The sequence below is a fragment of the Streptomyces sp. NPDC047061 genome (genome assembly GCF_040643955.1).
Lineage (GTDB): Bacteria > Actinomycetota > Actinomycetes > Streptomycetales > Streptomycetaceae > Streptomyces.
Genome location: NZ_JBEYVI010000054.1, coordinates 13,603 through 33,351 on the forward strand (window position 1 = coordinate 13,603; position 19,749 = coordinate 33,351).

Sequence of the window (19,749 nt, forward strand, 5' to 3'; positions counted from 1 at the left end):
TCAGTGCAGGTCTTGACGGGTGGCGACGGCAGTGGCAGCGTGGCAGACATCTCGCTGAAATACTCAGTGCCCTGATTAATTCGCTGAGAGATGAGGCTGCACGGATGGACAAGGTGGTCGCCACTGCCGCGGAGGCGGTGGCCGATGTGCCGGAGGGCGCGTCGCTGGCGGTGGGCGGGTTCGGGCTGAGCGGTGTGCCGAACGTGCTGATCGGGGCGTTGTACGAGCGGGGCGTCAGCGGCCTGTCGGTGGTCTCGAACAACTGCGGGGCGATGGACACGGGTCTGGCCGTGCTGCTCGCGGCGGGGCGGATCGCGCGGGTGACCGGTTCCTACATCGGGGCCAACAAGGAGTTCGCGCGGCAGTACCTGGCCGGTGAGCTGGAGGTGGAGCTGATCCCCCAGGGCACCCTCGCCGAGCGGCTGCGGGCGGGCGGCGCCGGGATCCCCGCGTTCTACACCCCCGCCGGGGTGGGCACGCAGGTCGCGGAGGGCGGGCTGCCCTGGCGCTACGACGGCTCCGGCGGGGTGGCGCTGGCCTCGCCCGCGAAGGAGGTGCGGGAGTTCGACGGCACCGAGTACGTGCTGGAGCGGGGTATCCGTACGGACTTCGCGCTGGTGCGGGCGGCGAAGGGCGACCGGCACGGGAACCTGGTGTTCAACAAGTCCACCCGCAACTTCAACCCGCTCGCGGCGATGGCCGGGAAGGTCACGATCGCCGAGGTGGAGGAGCTGGTGGAGCCCGGCGAGATCGATCCGGACGCGGTGCATCTGCCGGGGATCTTCGTGCAGCGGGTGGTGGCGTTGACTCCGGAACAGGCCGGGGACAAGAAGATCGAGCAGCGGACGGTGAGCAGCTGATGGCCTGGACGCGCCAGGAGATGGCCGCGCGGGCGGCGCGCGAGCTGCGGGACGGGCAGTACGTGAACCTGGGGATCGGGCTGCCGACGCTGATCCCGAACTATCTGCCCGAGGGGGTGGAGGTGGTCCTGGAGTCGGAGAACGGCATCCTGGGCACCGGCCCCTACCCCACCGAGGACGCCGTCGACCCGGACCTGATCAACGCGGGGAAGGAGACGGTCACGGTCCTGCCGGGGGCGTCGTTCTTCGACTCGGCGCTGTCGTTCTCGATGATCCGCGGCGGGCACATCGACGTCGCGGTGCTCGGGGCCATGCAGGTCTCCGCGCGCGGGGACCTGGCGAACTGGGCGATCCCGGGGAAGCTGGTCACGGGGATCGGCGGGGCGATGGACCTGGTCCACGGCGCCCGCACGGTCATCGTCGTGATGACCCACACCGCCAAGGACGGCTCGGCGAAGATCCTCGAGCAGTGCGCGCTGCCGCTGACCGGGAAGGCGTGCGTGGACCGGATCATCACCGACCTCGCCGTCCTCGACGTGACCGACGAGGGACTCGTCCTCGTCGAGACCGCGCCCGGGGTCGGTGCCGAGGAGATCATCGCCAAGACCGACGCGAAACTCACTGTCCCGGAGGGTCTGCTGTGAACACGGTGTACATCGTCGACGCGGTCCGCACGCCGATCGGCCGCTACAACGGCGGCCTCGCCGGCGTACGCCCCGACGACCTGGCCGCCCACGCCGTCCGTGAACTCCTCGCCCGCACCCCCGGCCTGGACCCGGCCCGGATCGAGGACGTCTACTTCGGCAACGCCAACGGCGCCGGCGAGGAGAACCGCAACGTCGGCCGGATGGCCGCGCTGCTCGCCGGGCTGCCCACCAGCGTGCCGGGCGTCACCGTCAACCGGCTGTGCGCCTCCGGCCTGGAAGCGGTCATCCAGGCCGCCCGCGCCATCGCGGTGGGCGATGCCTCCATCGCCGTGGCCGGCGGTGTGGAGTCCATGACCCGGGCACCGTACGTGCTGCCCAAGAGCGACCGGCCGTTCCCCGCCCAGAACGCCGAGCTGTACTCGACCACCCTCGGCTGGCGCATGGTCAACCCGAAGATGGACCCGCAGTGGACCATCCCGCTGGGCGAGTCCGCGGAACGTATCGCGGACAAGCACAAGATCAGCCGGGAGCAGCAGGACGAGTTCGCCCTCGCCTCCCACCAGAAGGCGGCCGCCGCGCAGGATCAGGGCCTGTTCGACGCCGAGCTGGCCCCCGTGTCCGTCCCGCAGCGCAAGGGCGACCCGGTCCCCTTCGCCGCCGACGAATGCGTACGGCCGGATGCCTCCCTCACCGCGATGGCCAGGCTCAAGCCGTCCTTCCGCACGGAGGGAGGCACCGTGACCGCGGCCAACGCGTCCCCCCTCAACGACGGCGCGGCGGCGCTGCTGCTGACCGACGAGGAGGGTCTGAAGGCGGTCGGGCGGGAGCCGCTGGCCCGGGTCAGCGCGACCGGGGTGTCCGGGATCGACCCGGACTACTTCGGGCTCGCGCCGGTCGAGGCGGTGACGCGTGCGCTGGGCAAGGCCGGCAAGGGGTTCGGGGATCTGTCGGTGCTGGAGTTGAACGAGGCGTTCGCGGCGCAGGTGCTGGGGTGTGTCGCCGAGTGGCCCGAGTTCGATCCGGCGATCCTCAATCCGCAGGGTGGGGCGATCGCGTTGGGGCATCCGCTCGGCGCCTCCGGGGCGCGGCTCGCCGGTACGGTCGCGCACCAACTCGCCCGGCGCGGTTCCGGTGTCGGCGTGGCCAGCCTTTGCATCGGCGTCGGGCAAGGGCTCGCGCTTGTTCTTGAGCGATAGAGCGACAGAGCGACAGGTCGTCGAGCACCTGCGGGTGCGTTGTGGCTGGTCGCGCAGTTCCCCGCGCCCCTAAAGACAAAGTCAGGGCGCTTCACCGAGGACTTCTTATGACACTCACCCAGGGCGACATCGACCTCGAAATCGCCGCTGAGCATGCCGCCTATGAAAAGCGTGTCGCCGACGGTGCTCCCGTCGAGCATCATCCCCGGCGGGACTACGCCCCCTACCGGTCCTCCGTGCTCCGGCATCCGAAGCAGCCCCTGGTCGCCATCGACACGGCCAAGGACCCGGAGCTGGTGGAGCTGCACTCGCCCGCGTTCGGGGAGCGGGACATCACCGGGATAGACAACGACCTGACCCGGCAGCACGACGGTGAGCCCATCGGTGAGCGGATCACCGTCTCCGGGCGGCTCCTGGACCGGAGCGGCCGGCCGGTCCGGGGCCAGCTGATCGAGGTCTGGCAGGCCAACTCGGCGGGCCGCTACGCGCACCAGCGCGAGCAGCACGACGCCCCGCTGGACCCCAACTTCACGGGTGTCGGCCGTACGATCACCGACGCCGACGGCGGCTACCACTTCACCACCATCCAGCCGGGCCCCTACCCCTGGCGCAACCACCTCAACGCCTGGCGTCCGGCCCACATCCACTTCTCGATGTTCGGTTCGGCGTTCACGCAGCGGCTGGTGACGCAGATGTACTTCCCGAGCGACCCGCTGTTCCCGTACGACCCGATCATCCAGTCGGTGACGGACGACGCGGCCCGGCAGCGCCTGGTCGCGACGTACGACCACGGTCTGTCCGTGCCGGAGTTCTCGATGGGCTACCACTGGGACATCGTGCTGGACGGCCCGAACGCCACCTGGATCGAAGAAGGACGCTGACCTGACATGACGAAGATCGACACGAGCAGCCCGGAGAACGTGCTGCCCACGCCGTCGCACACGGTCGGCCCGTTCTACGGGTACGCGCTGCCGTTCCGCGGCGGCGAGGACATCGCGCCCCTCGGGCACCCGGACACGGTCACGGTCCACGGGTACGTCTTCGACGGCGAGGGCACCCCGCTGCCCGACGCACTCGTGGAGCTGTGGGGTGCCGATCCCGACGGGAACGTGTCCACGACCGACGGTTCGATCCGCCGCGATCCGGCGACCGGCGACTACCTCGGCCGCAACGGCGTGGAGTTCACCGGCTGGGGCCGGATCCAGACGGACACCAACGGGCACTGGTACGCGCGGACGCTGCGGCCCGGTGCCCGTGGCGGCGGCGCGCCCTACATCAGCGTGTGCGTGTTCGCGCGCGGGCTGCTGATGCACCTGTTCACCCGGATCTACCTGCCGGGCGACGACGCGGCACTCGCCGCCGACCCGCTGCTCACCCGGGTGGGCGAGCGACGCGACACGCTGGTCGCCGCCGACGAGGGCCGGGGGACCTACCGTTTCGACATCCGCCTTCAGGGAGAGGGCGAGACGGTCTTCCTGGAGTTCCAGTGACAACAGCGGATGACGGCGGCGGCGACGGCGGGCTGCTCGGTCCCGGGTGGTCCGGTTCCGCCGCCGCGGCCGCGACGAGCGACGGCGCGTACCTGCGGGCGCTGCTCGACGCGGAAGCGGCCCTCACCCGTGCCCAGGCCGCCCTGGGGCTGGCCCCGGCCGGGGCCGCCACGGCGGTGACCGAGGCGGCCGGGCACGGCCGTTTCGACGTCGGGTCCCTGGCGGAGCGCGCCCGGGGCGGCGGCAACCCGGTGATCCCGCTGGTCGCCGATCTGACGAAGGCGGTCGGCGCGGAGCACGGGCCCTACGTGCACCGGGGCGCGACCAGCCAGGACATCATGGACACGGCGACGATGCTGGTCGCCGCCCGCACTCTTGACCTCGTACGCGCCGACCTCGGACGGACCGGGCAGGCGCTGGCCCTGCTGGCCGCCGAGCACCGCGACACGCCGATGCCGGGCCGCACGCTCACCCAGCACGCCGTGCCGACGACGTTCGGGCTGAAGGCGGCCGGCTGGCGCTCGCTGGTCCTCGACGCCCGGGACCGCGTGGCCCTGGTCCGGGAGTCGCTGCCCGCCCAACTCGGTGGCGCGGCAGGCACGCTGGCCGCCTTCGGCGCGTACGGCGCCCGGCACGCCGAGGAGCTGCCGGCCGCGTACGCCCGTGAACTCGCCCTCGCCGCCCCGCTGTTGCCCTGGCACACCCTGCGCACGCCGATCGCCGACCTCGCCGGATGTCTCGCCTTCGCGGCCGGGGCGCTGGGGAAGGTCGCCGCGGACGTGCTGACCTTGTCCCGTACCGAGATCGGCGAGGTCTCCGAGGGCGGCGGGGGCGGTTCCTCGGCGATGCCGCACAAGGCCAACCCGGTGCGGTCGACGCTGATCGCTGCGGCCGCGCGGCGGGCCCCGCAGCTCGCGGCCGTCCTGTACGGCTCGATGACCGCGCAGGACGAGCGGCCGGCCGGTGCCTGGCACGCCGAGTGGGAGCCGTTGCGTGACCTGCTGCGGACCGTGGGCGGTGCGGCGCGGGACGCGGCGGAGCTGGCGGAGGGGCTGCGGGTGCACCCGGAGGCGATGCGTCGGCACCTCGACCTCACCAACGGACTGATCGTCTCGGAGCGGCTCTCCGCCGCACTGGCACCCGTGCTCGGCCGGGGCCGCGCCAAGGAGCTGCTGACCGAGCTGGCCCGCCGCACCCACATCGAGCACCGGGCGCTGCGCGAACTCCTGGCCGAGGAGCCTGACTTGAAGGACGTCGACCTCGACAGCCTGACCGATCCCGCCCGCTACACCGGCTCCGCCGGTGTGCTCACCGACCGTGCTCTGGAGCGACGTTGACCGAGAACCTCCTCAACCACCGTGTCGAGGGCCCTGCTTCAGCTCCCCCGCTGCTCCTCGGGCCGTCCCTCGGCACCTCGTACGCCCTGTGGGACGCCGTGGCGCCCGAACTGTCCACCGCCCACCGGGTGGTGCGCTGGGACCTGCCGGGGCACGGCGGTTCGGCACCCGACCTGATCAAGGCGGGGGCGACCGTCGGTGACCTCGCCGACCTGGTGCTCGCGCTCGCCGACTCGCTCGGCATCGAGCGGTTCGCGTACGCGGGGGTGTCGCTGGGCGGTGCCGTGGGCCTGCACCTGGCCGTCCACCACCCGGACCGGCTGGAGAACCTGGCGGTGATCTGCTCCTCGGCCCACTTCGGCGGGTCCCGTCCGTGGGAGGAGCGGGCCGAGCGGGTGCGCCGGGAGGGCGTGGAGTGGCTGGCGGAGAACGCCCCCGGCCGCTGGTTCACCCCCGGCTTCACCGTGCCGCGCCTGGTCGAGGACCAGCGGACGGCCGACCCGGAGGCGTACGCCGCCTGCTGCGACGCGCTCGCCGCCTTCGACCTGCGGGACCGGCTCGGCGAGATCGCCGTCCGCACCCTGCTGGTCGCCGGCCGGCAGGACCCCGCGACCCCGCCGCCGCATCTGCGGGAGATCGCGGACGCGGTGCCGTCGTCCACGCTGGTCGAACTGCCGGGCGCGGCGCATCTGGCGCCCGCGCAGTGCCCCGAGGCCGTCCTCACCGCGCTCCGCGCCCACCTCGACGGCGGCGCCAGGCGCGGGATGGCCGTACGCCGCGAGGTGCTCGGCGACGCGCACGTCGACGGCGCCCAGGCCCGGCAGACGCCCTTCACGGCCCGCTTCCAGGACTTCATCTCGCGCTACGCCTGGGGCGAGATCTGGACCGACCCCACCCTCTCCCGCCGCGAACGCAGCATGATCACCCTCACCGCGCTGGTCGCCCACGGCCACTACGACGAGCTGGCCATGCATGTACGGGCCGCCCGGCGCAACGGGCTGACGCCGGAGGAGATCGGCGCGGTACTGCTGCAGACGGCCGTGTACTGCGGGGTCCCGGCGGCGAACTCGGCGTTCGCGACGGCGCAACGGGTGCTGGCGGAGGAAGGGTGACCCTGCCGGTCGTACCCCCAGCGGCACCACCCACCCGGCGCCGCCCCGTGCCTAGGCTGGAGGCATGTCCACTGTTCTGATCACGGGTGCCACCTCCGGGCTCGGCCGGTACGTCGCCTTCGAACTGGTCCGCTCCGGCCACCTCGTCCTCGCGCACGGCCGCGATCCGGGCCGTACCGAGCGACTGGTCGAGGAACTGCGCACCGAGGGCGACGCGGAGGGCTTCGTCGCGGACCTGGCCTCACTGGCCCGGGTCCGCGAGCTGGGCGCACAGGTCGCCGACGCGCATCCCGACCTGGACGTCCTGATCAACAACGCGGGCATCGGCGCCGGCACACCCGGCTCGGGCCGCGAACTGAGCGCGGACGGCCACGAGTTGCGCCTGGCCGTCAACTACCTGGCCCCGGTGACCCTCACCCGCGCCCTCCTCCCGGTACTGCGCACGAACACCCCCGCCCGGATCGTGAACGTCGGCTCGGCGGGCCAGGAACCCCTCGACTTCGACGACCCCGAATTCACCCGCGGCTACCAGGGCTTCGCGGCGTACTGCCGGGCCAAGTTCGCCCTGGCAGCCCATACCTTCACCCTGGCCGAGGAGTCGGCGGACACGGGCGTCGCGGTGAACGTCCTGCACCCCGCCACCTTCATGGACACGGCGATGGTGAGGGAGGGCGGGGTAGCGCCCTGGAGCACGGTGGCGGACGGCGCGCCGGGGGTACTGGCCCTGGCGACACGGGACTTGGGAACGGGCGGTTATTTCGACGGAACGAGTCCCGCGAGGGCGCACGAAGCGACTTACGACCGAGAGGTACAGAAACGCCTGTCGGCGGTCACTGATCAACTCCTCGCGCTCTAGCGCCCCTTCTTTTTTTGGGGGCGCGGGGCTGCATCGATGTGCGGCTGCCGCCGCGTGGGCGCGACAAGCCCCCACGCACCCGCACCCCGCGACGCACCCGTCACCGCAGCCCCCGCCCCGTGTCCAGCACCTCCCGAGCCTGAGCGACCAGCCCATCTGCCCCACACGACCGAGCCAGCGCCAGCCCCCGATTCAGCTCGGCCACCGACCGCGCGGCAATCCCGTACTCCACCCGCGCCGCCGCATGCTCGTACTGGCAGGGCGATGCCTCCAGATAGGCAACGGCCTGCGAGGCCAGCCGCACCTGCCGTTGCCCGGTCTCCAGCGCGGCAGCGCACCGCAGCGCCTCGCCGATCGCCGTGTCCGTGCCGAACCGCTCGGCCTGGCGCCGCGCGTCGCCCGCCAGTTGCGCCGCCCGCGCCGGGTCCTCGCTCGCGAGGGCCCGGGCGAGATCGAGTGCCCAGGGCACGACCACGGGGTTGAAGTGGCCGCGCGCGGCGGCCGCCTTCTCCGCCGCCTCCAGTTCGTTCACTGCCTCCTTCGTGCGGCCGACGGCGAGCAGCAGCCGGCCGCGCACCGACCGCGGGTCCGGCATCACGATGGTGGAGGGGTACGGCGGTGCGAAGCCGTACTGTTCGGCGGTCTCCCAGGCCTGCTGGACATGGCCGCGGGCGAGCAGCGTGTCCACGAGGTTGCAGGTGGCGGTCCAGTACAGGGGCAGCCGGCGGCCGACCCGCTCGGCGATCCGCAGGGACTCCCGCAGGGAGATCTCCGCCTCCCGCAGCCGGCCGCGCCTGCGGTGGCCGAGGCCGACGTAGGCATGGGCGAGGGAGAGGTGGCCGCCGCTCCAGCCGGAGGACTCGTAGGCGCGCAGGCCTTCGTTGTACAGGCTCTCCGCGCGGTCGAGGCGGTCGGTGTAGACGTAGGAGTTGGCGAGCATCAGCAGGAGTTCGATGCCCCACTCGGTGTCGGTCCAGCCGAGGCCGGGCGCGAGCCGGCCGTTGACGAGGGCGCGGTCGCACAGTTCGACGACCTCTTCGGCGCTCTCGCCCTGGACGAGGAGGTCGAAGCCGCGCAGCATGAGCAGGGCGCGCTCGGAGTTGTCGCGGCCGGTGCAGGTGGCGGCGAGGTCGGCGAGCCGTTCGGAGCGGCGTGGGGAGACGGCCTCGCCCGCGATGCCCTCCCACATGAACTGGACGGCCTGGAGCCGGAGTCTGGCGGGTCCTTCCTCGTGCCGGGCGGCCTCCGCCTCGACCGTGCGGACGGCTTCCTCCAGCTGGTCGTTGTGGAGGAGGGCCTGGGAGAGCCGGAAGACGGCGTCCACGCGTTCGGGACCGGCGAGGCCGGACATGCCGAGGGCGCTCTGCAGGTGGCCGATGGTGACGGCGGGGTTGGTGAGGAGGGTGGCGCAGCCCAGTTCGTAGAGCACGCGCGCGTGGACCTCGGGGACGGGCGGTTCGAGGAGGGCGCGTTCGAGGCAGCGGCGGGCCGCGTCCGGGGCGCCGACGGCGAGGTGTTCCTTGGCGGCGTCCCGCAGCTGTTCGACGAGTTCCTCGTCGTCGTCCGGGTGCACCTTCAGCAGATGGCGGGAGGCCTCGGCGATGCCCCGGCCGTCGTCGATGACGATCTGGGCGGCGATGCCGTGCATGGCGGTGCACATCGCGGGCGGGATGGAGTTGTAGACGGCGGTGGCGATCAGCGGGTGGACGAACTCCAGGTCGCCGGCGTGGGACCGGGAGCCGGCCGGGTCGGGTTCGGTGAGGATACGGGCGCTGCACAGCAGTTCGGCACAGCGCTCGGCGTCGTCCACGGCCATGCTGGCGAGCTGGGCGACGAGGCCCACGGAGATGCCGGTGCCGAGGATGGCGGCGGCCCAGGCGAACCGGGTGGCGTCGACGCCTAGGCCTTCGAGGCGGGTGACGAGGCCGCCGCCCCTGGCCGAGCGGTTGAGGGCGCGCAGTTCGCCGGCCCGGGACTCGACGGGTTCGACCTCGCTGTCCTGGACCTTGGCGAGGAGTTCGACGGTCTCGTAGGGGTTGCCGCCGGTGACCGCCCAGACCTCGCGGCAGAACGGGGCGTCGGCGTGCTCGCCGAGGGTGGCGCGGGTGAGACCGGCGGTGGCGTCCGGGGTGAGGGCGCTGATGGTGCGGACGGGGCGGCCGGCCGCGGCGGCCACCGCGTCGAGGTAGCGGGCGCTGTCGCCGTTGACCTCGCCGGGGCGGCGGGCCATCAGGACCAGCACGGACAGGTCGTCCAGGCGTTCGACGAAGGCGGCGAGCCAGGCCAGGGTCTCCTGGTCGGCCCAGTGCGCGTCGTCGATCAGCAGGACCAGCGGCCAGTCCCGTTTGGCGAGCCGGCGGACGGCGGCGACCAGACCGTCGCAGACGCCCTGCGGGTCGGCCAGGCGGTCTCCGGGGTCCGTTATGCCGAGGGCGGGGCCGGCGATGTCGTACCAGTCGCCGAGGTACTCCCGGGCCTCCTCGGGCAGCAGGGAGACCAGGGCGGGCTGTAACAGCTGGCGTACGACGTGGAAGGGCACGCTGCGCAGGGTCTCGACGCCGCGGGTGGACCAGACGGTGCAGCCCCGGCGTTCGGCGATGCGGCGGGTCTCGGCCAGCAGCGCGGTCTTGCCGAGCCCGGCCTCGCCGCGCAGCACCAGCAGGTTCCCGGAGGTGGAATGGTCGGCGCCCAGTGCGTCGAGCGCCTCGGTGATGGCGGCGATCTCCTCCTCGCGCTCCCAGAGGGGGGCCGAGGCGCCTCCCGGGAGCTGCTCCTCCGTCATCCCGTTACCTCCCCAAGTCGCCCGAACGACGTACAGACCACGAGCGTAGCCGTCCGGTTGGCTGTCCGGAGGCGGGTCCGGGCAGCTGTTGCCGTGACGGGTGAAACCGGATGCGGCCGGGCGACGCGGAACGGCCCCGACCTGCCGATGTGCTGCTAACGGACCGTCAACGGGCAGGAACATGAGGCTGACTTTCGAAGATCGGGAAGTACGGGAGCGGAACCAGCCCCTCCGGGCGCTGGCGGCGGGCTCGGTGGGCAACTTCATCGAGTGGTACGAGTTCGGTGTCTACGGCTATGTCGCGACCGTCGTCGCCGAGCGGTTCTTCACCCCGGCGGGCGGGAGTGCGGCCGAGGGGCTGGTGCGCACCTACGCCTCGTTCGGGCTGGCGTTCTTCTTCCGTCCGCTGGGCGCGGCCCTGTTCGGCCGGCTGGCGGACCGGCTCGGCCGGCGGCCGGTGCTGATCCTGGTGGTGGCGCTGATGACGGGCGCGACGGCGCTGATCGGCGTGCTGCCGACGTACGCGCAGGCGGGGGCGCTCGCGCCGTGGCTGCTGACGTTCCTGAGGGTGGTTCAGGGGCTGTCGGCGGGCGGGGAGTTCGGTGGCGCGGTGGCGATGCTGACCGAGTTCGCGCCGCCGGGGCGGCGGGGGCTGTACGGGGCGTGGCAGTCGTTCACCGTGGCGCTGGGACTGCTCGGCGGGGCGGGGGCCGCGGTGGGGCTGTCCGTGTTCCTGACGGCGGACCAGTTCGGTTCCTGGGGGTGGCGGTTGCCGTTCCTGCTGGCGCTGCCGCTGGGTGCGCTGGCGCTGTGGCTGCGGATCGGGCTGGACGAGACCCCGGAGTTCCGGGAGCCGGGCGCGGGCCCGGCCGTGGGCGCGGTGAGGGTGCCGGTCGGGGCGATCGCGCTGGCCGCCGCCCGGGTGATGGGCTGGTCGGCGGCCGGGTACACCTTCCTGGTGGTGCTGCCGTCGTACCTGCAGGCAGCGCTGCACACCGGCTTCCGTGAGGCGTTGCTGGCGACCGTGGTGGCGAACCTGGGGTTCGCGGCGGCGATCCTGCCGGCGGGGCTGCTCAGCGACCGGGTGGGGCGGCGGCCGGTGATGCTGACGGGCGCCGGGCTCGTGGTGGTGCTGGCGCTGCCCCTGCTGCACCTCCTCCAGGATCCGGGGACGTCGGCCGCCGCGAAGGGGGCGGCCCTGTGCGGGGCGGGTGCGGTGGTGGGGCTGATGGCCGGGCCGGGGCCCGCACTGCTGGCCGAGATGTTCCCGGCGCGGGCCCGCTGCACGGGCCTCGGACTCGCCTACGCCCTGTCCAATGCCGTGTTCTCGGGCTGTGCCGGCCTCATCATCACGGAGGCGGTGCGGCGCACCGGGAATCTCGACGTTCCCGGCTACTACGCGGCGGCGACCTGCGCGGTCAGCGTGCTCGCGCTGCTCGGGCCCCCGAGGACGAAGGCGGGTTGAGACATTGCTGGTGATCGGCCTGATGTCCGGGACGTCGTACGACGCGGTGGACGCGGCGGCGGCCGAGCTGCGGCTGGCGGACGGCACGCTGCTGCTGAAGCCGCTGGGGATGGTGAGCACGCCGTACGACGAGGAGCTGCGCGAGGCGCTCGCCGGGGCGCTGCCGCCGGCCTCGGTGCCGCTGGCCCGGGTGTGTCTGCTGGACACCCGGATCGGGCAGGCGTTCGCGGCCGCCGCGATCCGGGCGAACCGCGAACTGTGCGGCGGACGAGCCGAGTTGGTGGTCTCGCACGGGCAGACGGTCTATCACTGGGTGGCGGGCGGCCGGGTGCACGGCACCCTGCAGCTCGGGCAGCCGGCGTGGATCGCGGAGGCGACGGGGCTGCCGGTCGTCGCCGACCTGCGGCCGCGGGACGTGGCGGCCGGGGGTCAGGGCGCTCCCCTGGTGAGCCTGTTCGACCTGCTGTGGCTGCGCGGGCGGCCGGGGACGCCGGTGGCGCTGAACATCGGCGGGATCGCCAACGTCACCGCACCGGACGGCACGGCCTTCGACACCGGGCCCGGGTGCGCGCTGATGGACGCGGCGGTCCGGGAGTTCACCGGAGGGCGGCTGGCGTACGACGTGGACGGGGCGCTGGCGGCGAGCGGCCGCCCGGACGGGCCGCTGCTCGACGAGTTGCTGGCGGAGCCGTACTACGCGCTGTCCGCGCCGAAGACCACCGGCAAGGAGCTGTTCCACGCGGGGTACCGGCAGGCGCCGGCGGGCCTGTCGGCCGAGGACGCGCTGGCGACCCTCACCCTGCTGACGGCGCGCACCGTGGCGGACGCGGTGCGCGGCGTGGCGGCGACGGAGGTGATCGCTTCGGGCGGCGGCACCCGCAACCCGGTGCTGATGCGGATGCTCGGCGAGCTGCTGCCGGAGATCCCGGTACGCGTCTCCGACGAGCTCGGTCTGCCCGCGGCGGCGAAGGAGGCGTACGCCTTCGCGGTCCTCGGCTTCCTCACCGCCCACGGCCTCCCGGCCACGGTCCCGACCGCCACCGGCGCCCGCCACCCGAGCCTCCTCGGCTCCCTGACCCCGGGACGCGACGGCCTGTGCCTGCCGCCTCCGGCACCGGGGCCGCCGGTCCGGCTGCGGATCGAATGACGCGTGCCGGACCGCTTCGGACGACGGATGCGGACCGCCTCGAACGACGGGCACGGACCGCCTCGAACGACGAGTGCGGACCGCCTCGTACGAACATTGCCGGATCCTCTCATCCGACTTTCACCGATGCCTCATACGGTGGGGGACATGACGCAGGTGACTCCTCCCGGGTGGTATCCCGATCCCGGGCAGACAAGTGACGGTCCGGCCACCGAACGCTGGTGGGACGGCAAGGCCTGGACGGAGCAGACCCGGCCCGCCGGGTCGGCCGCCGACTGGGGTCCCCCGCCGCAGCCGCCGGCCGAGGGGGCGCAGCCGGCCGACGGCGCACAGCCGCCGTACCCGGCGTACCCGGCCGACGGGGCGTACCCGGGTTATCCGGGGTACCCGGCGCTGCCGGCGACGGGTAGGCGCGGGCTGCGTACCGGTGTTGCCGTCGGCATCGCCGTGGCGGTCCTCGCCGCCATCGGGGTGGGCGCGTGGGCGCTCACCGGCAGCGGCGGCGACAGCGGCAACCAGCAGGCCTCGCAGCAGGGCTCGGGCGGCCAGGGCGGGTTCGGCCAGGGTGGTCCCGAGGGGCAGAACGGCGGACAGGGCGGCGGGCAGAACGGCGGGCAGGGCTTCCCGTTCGGCGGGTCGGGTTCCGGCGGCACCGACGGGGGCGCCTCGCCGTCGCCGGGCCAGTCCGAGGCGCCGGAGGTCAAGGGCGGCGGCACGGTGTCGGACTCGACCAACGCCATCAGCATCCCGGTGCCGGACGGCTGGACCGGGCAGGCGATCGACTACGGCGCCCAGATCAGCTCCGACGACTCGTACAAGTGCCCGGGCGACACCTCGAAGTCCTGCACCGCCGGCGGGGCCTACTCGCGGCCCGCGGTGCTGCTGGGCACCAAGGGCGACACCGCCGAGGCGGTCGCCAAGGCGGACATCTCGGCCAACGCCACGGAGTCCTACGGCGGCAAGAGCTACGGGTCGATCACCTCGCACGAGGTGCTGGCGTCCAAGGCGGTCACGGTGGCCGGGCAGAAGGGGTACCTGGTCCGCTGGAAGGCGATCACCAGCAAGGGCGCCGACGGCTACGTCGAGTCGCTGGCCTTCCCGTCGCCCGCGAACTCCGCACAGATCGTCGTGGTCCGGTTCGGCGTCGACGTCGGCCAGAAGGAGTCGATCATCGACACGATCACCAGCGGGATCAAGGTGTCCTCGGGCAGCGGCAGCGGTTCGAACGTCTGACCTGCTCCGGTCCCGGAACAGCAGTCGGCCGGGTGGAGCGCCCCTCCGCTCAAAGGGGCACCCCACCCGGCCGGGGGGTGCGCGCCGCCCCCGTCCCCACGGTGCGGCGCGAGCAGGTCGCCGTCCGGTCATCCCGTGGACGGCGGCCTGGGTCCTAGGTCAGTCCGAGTGCGGGCAGCGCGACGGCCTCCACGAACCGGACGAGATAGTCGGCGTCGGCGTACTCGCCGGTGAGCACCGGCCGCACCCGCAGGACGCCGAACATCATGGCGGGCACGTAGTCCAGCGCCGGATGCCCCTCGGGCACCTCGCCGCGCTCGACCCCGCGGCGCAGGATCTCCTGGAGCGCGGCGATCTCGGGCTGGACGAGCGCCTCGCGCAGCGCCTGCGCCAGCTCCTCGTCCGCGGTGACCGCGTGCCCCAGCGCCTGGAGCGTCTTGGTGTCCTTGCGTGACCAGTCGCCCGCGGCCCGCGCGACCTCGCGCAGGTCCTCGGCGAGCGACCCGGTGTCGATCCCGACGAAACGCACCCTGCGGTTGGCGCGCAGCGCGGCCGCGACGAACTGCGGCTTGGTCTTCCACTGCCGGTAGAGCGTGGACTTGCTGCACCGGGTGCTGGCGGCGACCCCCTCCATGGTCACGGAGTCATAGCCACACTCTCTGATCTGTTCGAGCACGGCGTCGAAGAACTCCCGCTCACGCTCCGGCGTGATCTTGGAGCGGCGCGAGGCGGCGACCATGTCCGGTCCGTCCGCGGCCTGCGACGTCATGTGCCCTGCTCCTCACTCGTTCATCACGTTCGGATCACTTCCGCCCCGCCCTCCGTTCGGCCGGCGCGGAAACCTACAACCAGTGTGGCCTACGTCTATCGATACGCCACTGTACCGGTACTCGACCGTATCGGTACAGTGGCGTATCGGTACGCTTCCGTATCGAAGAGTTCGGGCCACCGTCCGGTACTCGCACAGCACCACCGTCAGTGAGGGGGCCTGGGATGAGATCCCAGTCCGAGCCGGCATCAGCGGAGCCGGGCGCGATAGCCCGGCCGCCGCTCGTCCGTGAGCTCCTGCTCGTCGCAGGGCTCTTCCTCGTCTACAAATTCGGGCGCCAGCTGGCCACCGGCCACACCGCCGAGGCCCTGCACAACGCCCACCGGATCTGGGACCTGGAACGGACGCTGCACCTGCCCTCGGAGGTCGACGTGCAGTCCGCACTGCTGCACGGCGACACCCTCGTCCACCTGGCCAACACCTACTACGCCACGATTCATTTCCCGGCCACGCTGGCCTTCCTGGTCTGGCTCTACCTGAAGCGGCCCGCCCACTACGTCTGGGCCCGCCGGGTCCTGGCCGTGGTCACGGCCGCCGCCCTGGTCCTGCCCTTCACGTTCCCGCTGGCGCCGCCCCGGATGCTGGCCGCGACCGGCCTCGTCGACACGGCCCATGTCTACGGCCCCTCCGTCTACGGCCCGCCCTCCAGCGACCACCTCTCCAACCAGTTCGCGGCGATGCCCTCGCTCCACTTCGGCTGGGCCCTGATGGTGGCGATCGGCCTGATCGTCGCGACCCGGTCCCGCTGGCGCTGGCTGTGGCTGCTGCACCCCGCGATCACCCTTCTCGTGATCGTCGGCACCGCCAACCACTACTGGCTCGACGCGATCGTCGCCACCGCGATGCTCGGCGTGGCCCTCGCCCTGATCCACCCGCCGCACCGCACGGCCACCACGGCCGGACGCGGCACCCGGCACCTCGTCGCCGAGGAGCCCGCGCTGGTGGGGGCGGGCCGATGAGCGCCGCGGCCCTGGTCGCCGTCGCCCTCTCCCTGGTCTCGGCCGTCGCCTACGCGGCCGCCGCCGTGGCCCAGGAGCGCCTCGCCTCGAAGACCGACGGCGCCGGCCTGCTGCGGCTGCTCGGCTCCGGTCCCTGGTGGGCGGCGGTGGGCCTGAACGCCGGCGCCGCCCTCCTCCACGTCGTGGCCCTGAAGTACGGCCCGCTCACCCTGGTCCAGCCGCTGGGCGCGCTCACCCTCGTCGCGGCCGTGCCCATGGGCGCCCGGGTGGCCGGCCGCCGGGTCACCGCGACGGAGTGGCGGGGCACCGCCCTCACCCTGCTCGGCCTCGGCGCCCTTCTGATCACGGCCTCGGGTCCGGCACCCCACCAGGTACTGAGCCTCACCGAGGCCCTCGCCGTCGCCGGTACGACGGCTGCCCTGATCGGCGCCCTCTCCCGCCCCGGCACCCGCCCGGGCCTGCGCCACGCGACCGCGTCCGGCTTCGCCTCGGGCGTCGCCTCGGCCCTCACCCAGACGGTGACGGTGGCGGCGACGGACCGCTCGGGCCCGGCCCTGAGCGTCGAGGTGGTCGTGGTGGCTCTGCTGGTCGCCGCGTTCGCGGTCGGCGGCCTGCTGCTCTCCCAGACGGCCTACCGCGGCGGCCTGGGCGCCCCGCTGGCCATGGTCACCCTCTCCAACCCACTGGCAGCGGCGATCATCGGCCTGACCCTGCTGGGCCAGGGCCTGCAAGGCGGCGTGTGGGGCATCCTGCTCGCGCTCACGGGCGCGGGCCTGGCCTCCTGGGGCGTGGTCCTGCTCACCCGGGTGGCCCCGCCGACGCCGGTCCTCGAACTGGACGACGACGAACACCCGGTGGCAGCGGTCCTGGCCCTGGACCCGACGCTGCTCCCCCGGCAGACACCGGAGCCGAGAAAGCTGACGGCTCTCTAGTGCCCGGGCAGGCCGCGTCGGTCGGGTGCGGCTGTGTGGGGGCTGGTCTCGCAGTTCCCCGCGCCCCTAAAGGGGCGACGCGCCCCCGAAGGGGCGCGGGGCTGTATTGACTGTGCGGCTGCCGCCGCGTGGGCGCGACCGGCCGCGAACCACCCGCAGCCGCCGCACGACAGTCCCCCACGCCCCTTGGGCGCACGCTCACACCGTGATGATCGCCGGGTCGCTGACCCCGGCCTCCCCGTTCTCCACGTGCCCCGCGAACCGCCGCACGAAGCTCGCGTCGGCCTCGGACGTGACCGTCAGGTCGTACCACCGCTCGCTGTGGTTGAGGTGCACGATGTGCGTCACGACGGCCCCGGCCCGCACCGTGAACGTGCGGCCCCGGCCGCCGTACCCGTCGGCCACCGCCAGCTTCACCGTGCCGCTGCCCTTGTTGGTGAACGTCAACTCGATGTCGTCACCGTGCGGCCGGGCCGTGACCTCGGGTCCGGCCACCTTGCCGCGCCCCTGGAAGGTGCGCAGGAAGCCGTTCGGGCCGTGCACGGTCAGGTCGTAGGAGCCGCCCGAGTACACCGAGTTCCAGGTGTCGGAGACGGACTTGCCGGCCTCGGTGGTGTAGCTCCAGGGGCCGTCGGTGCGGTTGTTCGAGGTCACCAGGAAGGCGGCACCGGCGTGCGCGCCCGACGCGAAGGTGAGCGTGAACTTCCCGGCCGCCGCATCCAGCGAACCGTCCACCAGCGGGGCGTACCTGAGCGGCCGGGTGGGCCGCGAGCCGCGCTCCTGCTTGGGCAGGGAGGGGTTGGCGGGCGGGGTGGGGACGTAGTCGGGGTGGCGGTTGCCGTCCGGCGGCTGATAGCCGTCCGTGGACGGCAGGGCGACCGGCTTGGTGTCCTTGCGGGAGAAGTCGAACGCGGAGGTCAGGTCACCGCTGACGGTGCGCCGCCAGGGCGAGATGTTGGGCTCGTGGACGCCGAAGCGGGCCTCCATGAACCGGATGATCGAGGTGTGGTCGAGCGTCTCGGAGCAGACGTAGCCGCCCTTGCTCCACGGGGAGACGACGAGCATCGGGACGCGCTGGCCGAGGCCGTAGGCGCCGGCGGGGTGGCTCGCGTTGCCCGCGAAGAGGTCCAGGGCCGGGTCGACCGTGGACTTGCCCTGCGCGGCGGAGGCCGGCGGGAACGGCGGGATCAGGTGGTCGAAGAAGCCGTCGTTCTCGTCGTACGTGATGAACACGGCCGTCTTCGCCCACACCTTGGGGTCGGCGGTGAGCGCGTCGAGGACCTGGGAGACGTACCAGGCGCCGTAGTTGGCCGGCCAGTTGGGGTGCTCGGTGAACGCCTCGGGGGCGACGACCCAGGAGATCTGCGGCAGCTTGCCGGCCTTGACGTCGGCCTTCAGCTGGTCGAAGAAGCCCTCGCCCTTGGTCGCGTCGGTGCCGGTGCGTGCCTTGTCGTACAGCGGGTCGCCGGGCTGGGCGTTCTGGTACTGCTTGAAGTACAGCAGCGAGTTGTCGCCGTAGTTGCCGCGGTAGGCGTCCTGGATCCAGCCCCAGCCGCCGGCCGCGTCCAGGCCGTCGCCGACGTCCTGGTAGATCTTCCAGGAGACGCCGGCCTTCTCCAGGCGCTCCGGGTACGTGGTCCAGCTGTAGCCGGCCTCGTCGTTGCCGAGGACCGGGCCGCCGCCCTGGCCGTCGTTGCCCGTGTAACCCGTCCACATGTAGTAGCGGTTCGGGTCGGTGGAGCCCATGAACGAGCAGTGGTAGGCGTCGCAGATGGTGAACGCGTCGGCGAGCGCGTAGTGGAACGGTATGTCGTCCCGGTTCAGGTACGCCATGGTCGTGGAGCCCTTGGCCGGCACCCACTTGTCGTACTTGCCGCCGTCGACGGCGGTGTGCGTGTCGTTCCAGCCGTGCGGGAGGTCCTGGAGGAAGGCGAGGCCCAGGTCGTCGGCGTCCGGGTGGAAGGGCAGGATGTCCTTCGTGCCGTCCGACTGCTTCCAGACGGACTTGTTGTTCTGGGTGACCGAGCGGGGGTCGCCGAAGCCGCGGACGCCGCTGAGGGTGCCGAAGTAGTGGTCGAACGACCGGTTCTCCTGCATCAGGACGACGATGTGCTCGACGTCCTCGATCGACCCGGTGCGGTGGTTCGCGGGCAGTGCCGCGGCGCGCTGGATGCTGCTGGACAGCGCGGTGAACGCCGTGGTGGCGCCCGCGAGTTGGAGGAATCGGCGCCGGTTTACTTCGGGCATGGGTGAGCGACCTCTCATCCTGACGCACGGGTTGGCCGGAACAGGGCGGATTGTGCGCGGTGCGAGTGTTCCAAGGGCATCGAACGTCAGGGAAGGGTCGGGTGTCGCGGATGTGAAAGTCGGCGGTACGTGAGGTAGGTAATCGGTAAGGAGACGGCGCCGGCCGCGGGCGGGGGAACGGTGACCGCGGCCGGCGCCGGGCTTCAGCTGATGAACGAGCCCGCTGCGCAGGCGCTCGCCGTCACCCACTGGTGGGACAGGATGTTGTCGTTCATGGGGTGGCCGTCGGTGAAGTGGTCGCGGGTGAGGTCGTCCACGTAGAGCTCGCCCGGCTTCAGGCAGCCGTAGCCGCCCCCGTAGTTGGTGAGGTAGTAGAAGGCGACGACGTCCTTGCCGCCGACGTAGCCGCTGTTCATCACGGAGGAGGCGACGTTGCCGACGCCCTGGAAGCCGCCTGCGCCGTCGGCCCAGTTGGCGTCGTTGCCCGCGCTGACGCCGAGCAGGCCGCCCGCGCAGTCCCAGTCCTTCCAGGCCCGCACGTTGCCGTCGCGGCCCGGCCAGGCCGCGTTGCAGCCGGCGGAGGCGTGGGCGTTCACCGGCAGGGCGAAGCCGACGGCGGCGAGGGCCAGCGTGGTGAGGGCGAGGGTCATTTTGCGC

At 72.7% G+C, this 19,749-nt stretch carries 17 protein-coding genes; 13 read left to right on the forward strand and 4 right to left on the reverse strand.

Going from position 1 to position 19,749, the window contains the following annotated elements; genetic code table 11:
• Positions 1 to 104: 104 nt before the first annotated feature.
• From ABZ887_RS45090 to ABZ887_RS45125, 8 genes are all read left to right on the forward strand, one after another.
• On the forward strand, positions 105 to 860 hold the full coding sequence (locus ABZ887_RS45090; protein WP_361304254.1) for a CoA transferase subunit A: 756 nt from the start codon (positions 105 to 107) through the stop codon (positions 858 to 860).
• Positions 860 to 1,504 (forward strand): CoA transferase subunit B, encoded by a 645-nt coding sequence (locus ABZ887_RS45095; protein ID WP_361304257.1) that lies wholly within the window; start codon positions 860 to 862, stop codon positions 1,502 to 1,504. The genes ABZ887_RS45090 and ABZ887_RS45095 overlap by 1 nt, the downstream gene beginning before the upstream one ends.
• The gene (locus ABZ887_RS45100; RefSeq protein WP_361304260.1) at positions 1,501 to 2,703 is read left to right on the forward strand and encodes a thiolase family protein; all 1,203 of its coding nucleotides are present in this window, start codon (positions 1,501 to 1,503) and stop codon (positions 2,701 to 2,703) included. Before ABZ887_RS45095 ends, ABZ887_RS45100 begins: the two co-directional genes overlap by 4 nt.
• Before the next feature lie 107 nt (positions 2,704 to 2,810).
• The gene (gene pcaH / locus ABZ887_RS45105) at positions 2,811 to 3,584 is read left to right on the forward strand and encodes a protocatechuate 3,4-dioxygenase subunit beta (RefSeq protein WP_361304263.1); all 774 of its coding nucleotides are present in this window, start codon (positions 2,811 to 2,813) and stop codon (positions 3,582 to 3,584) included.
• Positions 3,585 to 3,590: 6 nt separating this feature from the next.
• On the forward strand, positions 3,591 to 4,193 hold the full coding sequence (pcaG, locus tag ABZ887_RS45110) for a protocatechuate 3,4-dioxygenase subunit alpha (RefSeq protein ID WP_361304266.1): 603 nt from the start codon (positions 3,591 to 3,593) through the stop codon (positions 4,191 to 4,193).
• Entirely contained in the window at positions 4,190 to 5,530 is a 1,341-nt protein-coding gene (gene pcaB / locus ABZ887_RS45115; RefSeq protein ID WP_361304269.1) for a 3-carboxy-cis,cis-muconate cycloisomerase, read from the forward strand. The genes pcaG and pcaB overlap by 4 nt, the downstream gene beginning before the upstream one ends.
• Entirely contained in the window at positions 5,527 to 6,642 is a 1,116-nt protein-coding gene (gene pcaD / locus ABZ887_RS45120) for a 3-oxoadipate enol-lactonase (protein ID WP_361304272.1), read from the forward strand. The genes pcaB and pcaD overlap by 4 nt, the downstream gene beginning before the upstream one ends.
• A 64-nt stretch (positions 6,643 to 6,706) precedes the next feature.
• Complete coding sequence (locus ABZ887_RS45125) at positions 6,707 to 7,498, forward strand: SDR family NAD(P)-dependent oxidoreductase (protein ID WP_361304275.1); 792 nt, start codon at positions 6,707 to 6,709, stop codon at positions 7,496 to 7,498.
• 100 nt (positions 7,499 to 7,598) lie between these two features.
• Here ABZ887_RS45125 and ABZ887_RS45130 read toward each other — a convergent pair whose 3' ends face one another.
• Positions 7,599 to 10,280: an AAA family ATPase gene (locus ABZ887_RS45130; RefSeq protein ID WP_361304278.1), complete on the reverse strand. Its 2,682-nt coding sequence runs from the start codon at positions 10,278 to 10,280 to the stop codon at positions 7,599 to 7,601.
• 181 nt (positions 10,281 to 10,461) lie between these two features.
• Between ABZ887_RS45130 and ABZ887_RS45135 the strand changes: the two genes are divergently transcribed.
• The 3 genes from ABZ887_RS45135 to ABZ887_RS45145 all read left to right on the forward strand — a co-directional run bounded on the left by ABZ887_RS45135 (position 10,462) and on the right by ABZ887_RS45145 (position 14,125).
• Complete coding sequence (locus tag ABZ887_RS45135) at positions 10,462 to 11,745, forward strand: MFS transporter (RefSeq protein ID WP_361304281.1); 1,284 nt, start codon at positions 10,462 to 10,464, stop codon at positions 11,743 to 11,745.
• A gap of 4 nt (positions 11,746 to 11,749) precedes the next feature.
• Positions 11,750 to 12,892: an anhydro-N-acetylmuramic acid kinase gene (locus ABZ887_RS45140; protein WP_361304284.1), complete on the forward strand. Its 1,143-nt coding sequence runs from the start codon at positions 11,750 to 11,752 to the stop codon at positions 12,890 to 12,892.
• A gap of 147 nt (positions 12,893 to 13,039) precedes the next feature.
• Positions 13,040 to 14,125 (forward strand): DUF2510 domain-containing protein, encoded by a 1,086-nt coding sequence (locus tag ABZ887_RS45145; protein ID WP_361304287.1) that lies wholly within the window; start codon positions 13,040 to 13,042, stop codon positions 14,123 to 14,125.
• Positions 14,126 to 14,279: 154 nt separating this feature from the next.
• On the opposite strand, the gene ABZ887_RS45150 is transcribed toward ABZ887_RS45145, so the two are convergent.
• On the reverse strand, positions 14,280 to 14,894 hold the full coding sequence (locus ABZ887_RS45150; protein ID WP_361304290.1) for a TetR/AcrR family transcriptional regulator: 615 nt from the start codon (positions 14,892 to 14,894) through the stop codon (positions 14,280 to 14,282).
• 224 nt (positions 14,895 to 15,118) lie between these two features.
• Here ABZ887_RS45150 and ABZ887_RS45155 point away from each other — a divergent pair, with 224 nt between their 5' ends.
• Both ABZ887_RS45155 and ABZ887_RS45160 read left to right on the forward strand, forming a co-directional pair.
• The gene (locus tag ABZ887_RS45155) at positions 15,119 to 15,913 is read left to right on the forward strand and encodes a phosphatase PAP2 family protein (RefSeq protein ID WP_361304293.1); all 795 of its coding nucleotides are present in this window, start codon (positions 15,119 to 15,121) and stop codon (positions 15,911 to 15,913) included.
• Positions 15,910 to 16,845 (forward strand): hypothetical protein, encoded by a 936-nt coding sequence (locus ABZ887_RS45160; protein ID WP_361304296.1) that lies wholly within the window; start codon positions 15,910 to 15,912, stop codon positions 16,843 to 16,845. The genes ABZ887_RS45155 and ABZ887_RS45160 overlap by 4 nt, the downstream gene beginning before the upstream one ends.
• A gap of 198 nt (positions 16,846 to 17,043) precedes the next feature.
• Here ABZ887_RS45160 and ABZ887_RS45165 read toward each other — a convergent pair whose 3' ends face one another.
• On the reverse strand, positions 17,044 to 19,092 hold the full coding sequence (locus ABZ887_RS45165) for a phosphocholine-specific phospholipase C (protein WP_361304299.1): 2,049 nt from the start codon (positions 19,090 to 19,092) through the stop codon (positions 17,044 to 17,046).
• A gap of 203 nt (positions 19,093 to 19,295) precedes the next feature.
• Positions 19,296 to 19,742, reverse strand: coding sequence for a hypothetical protein (locus ABZ887_RS45170; protein ID WP_361304302.1), 447 nt, complete (start codon positions 19,740 to 19,742; stop codon positions 19,296 to 19,298).
• Positions 19,743 to 19,749 lie beyond the last annotated feature (7 nt).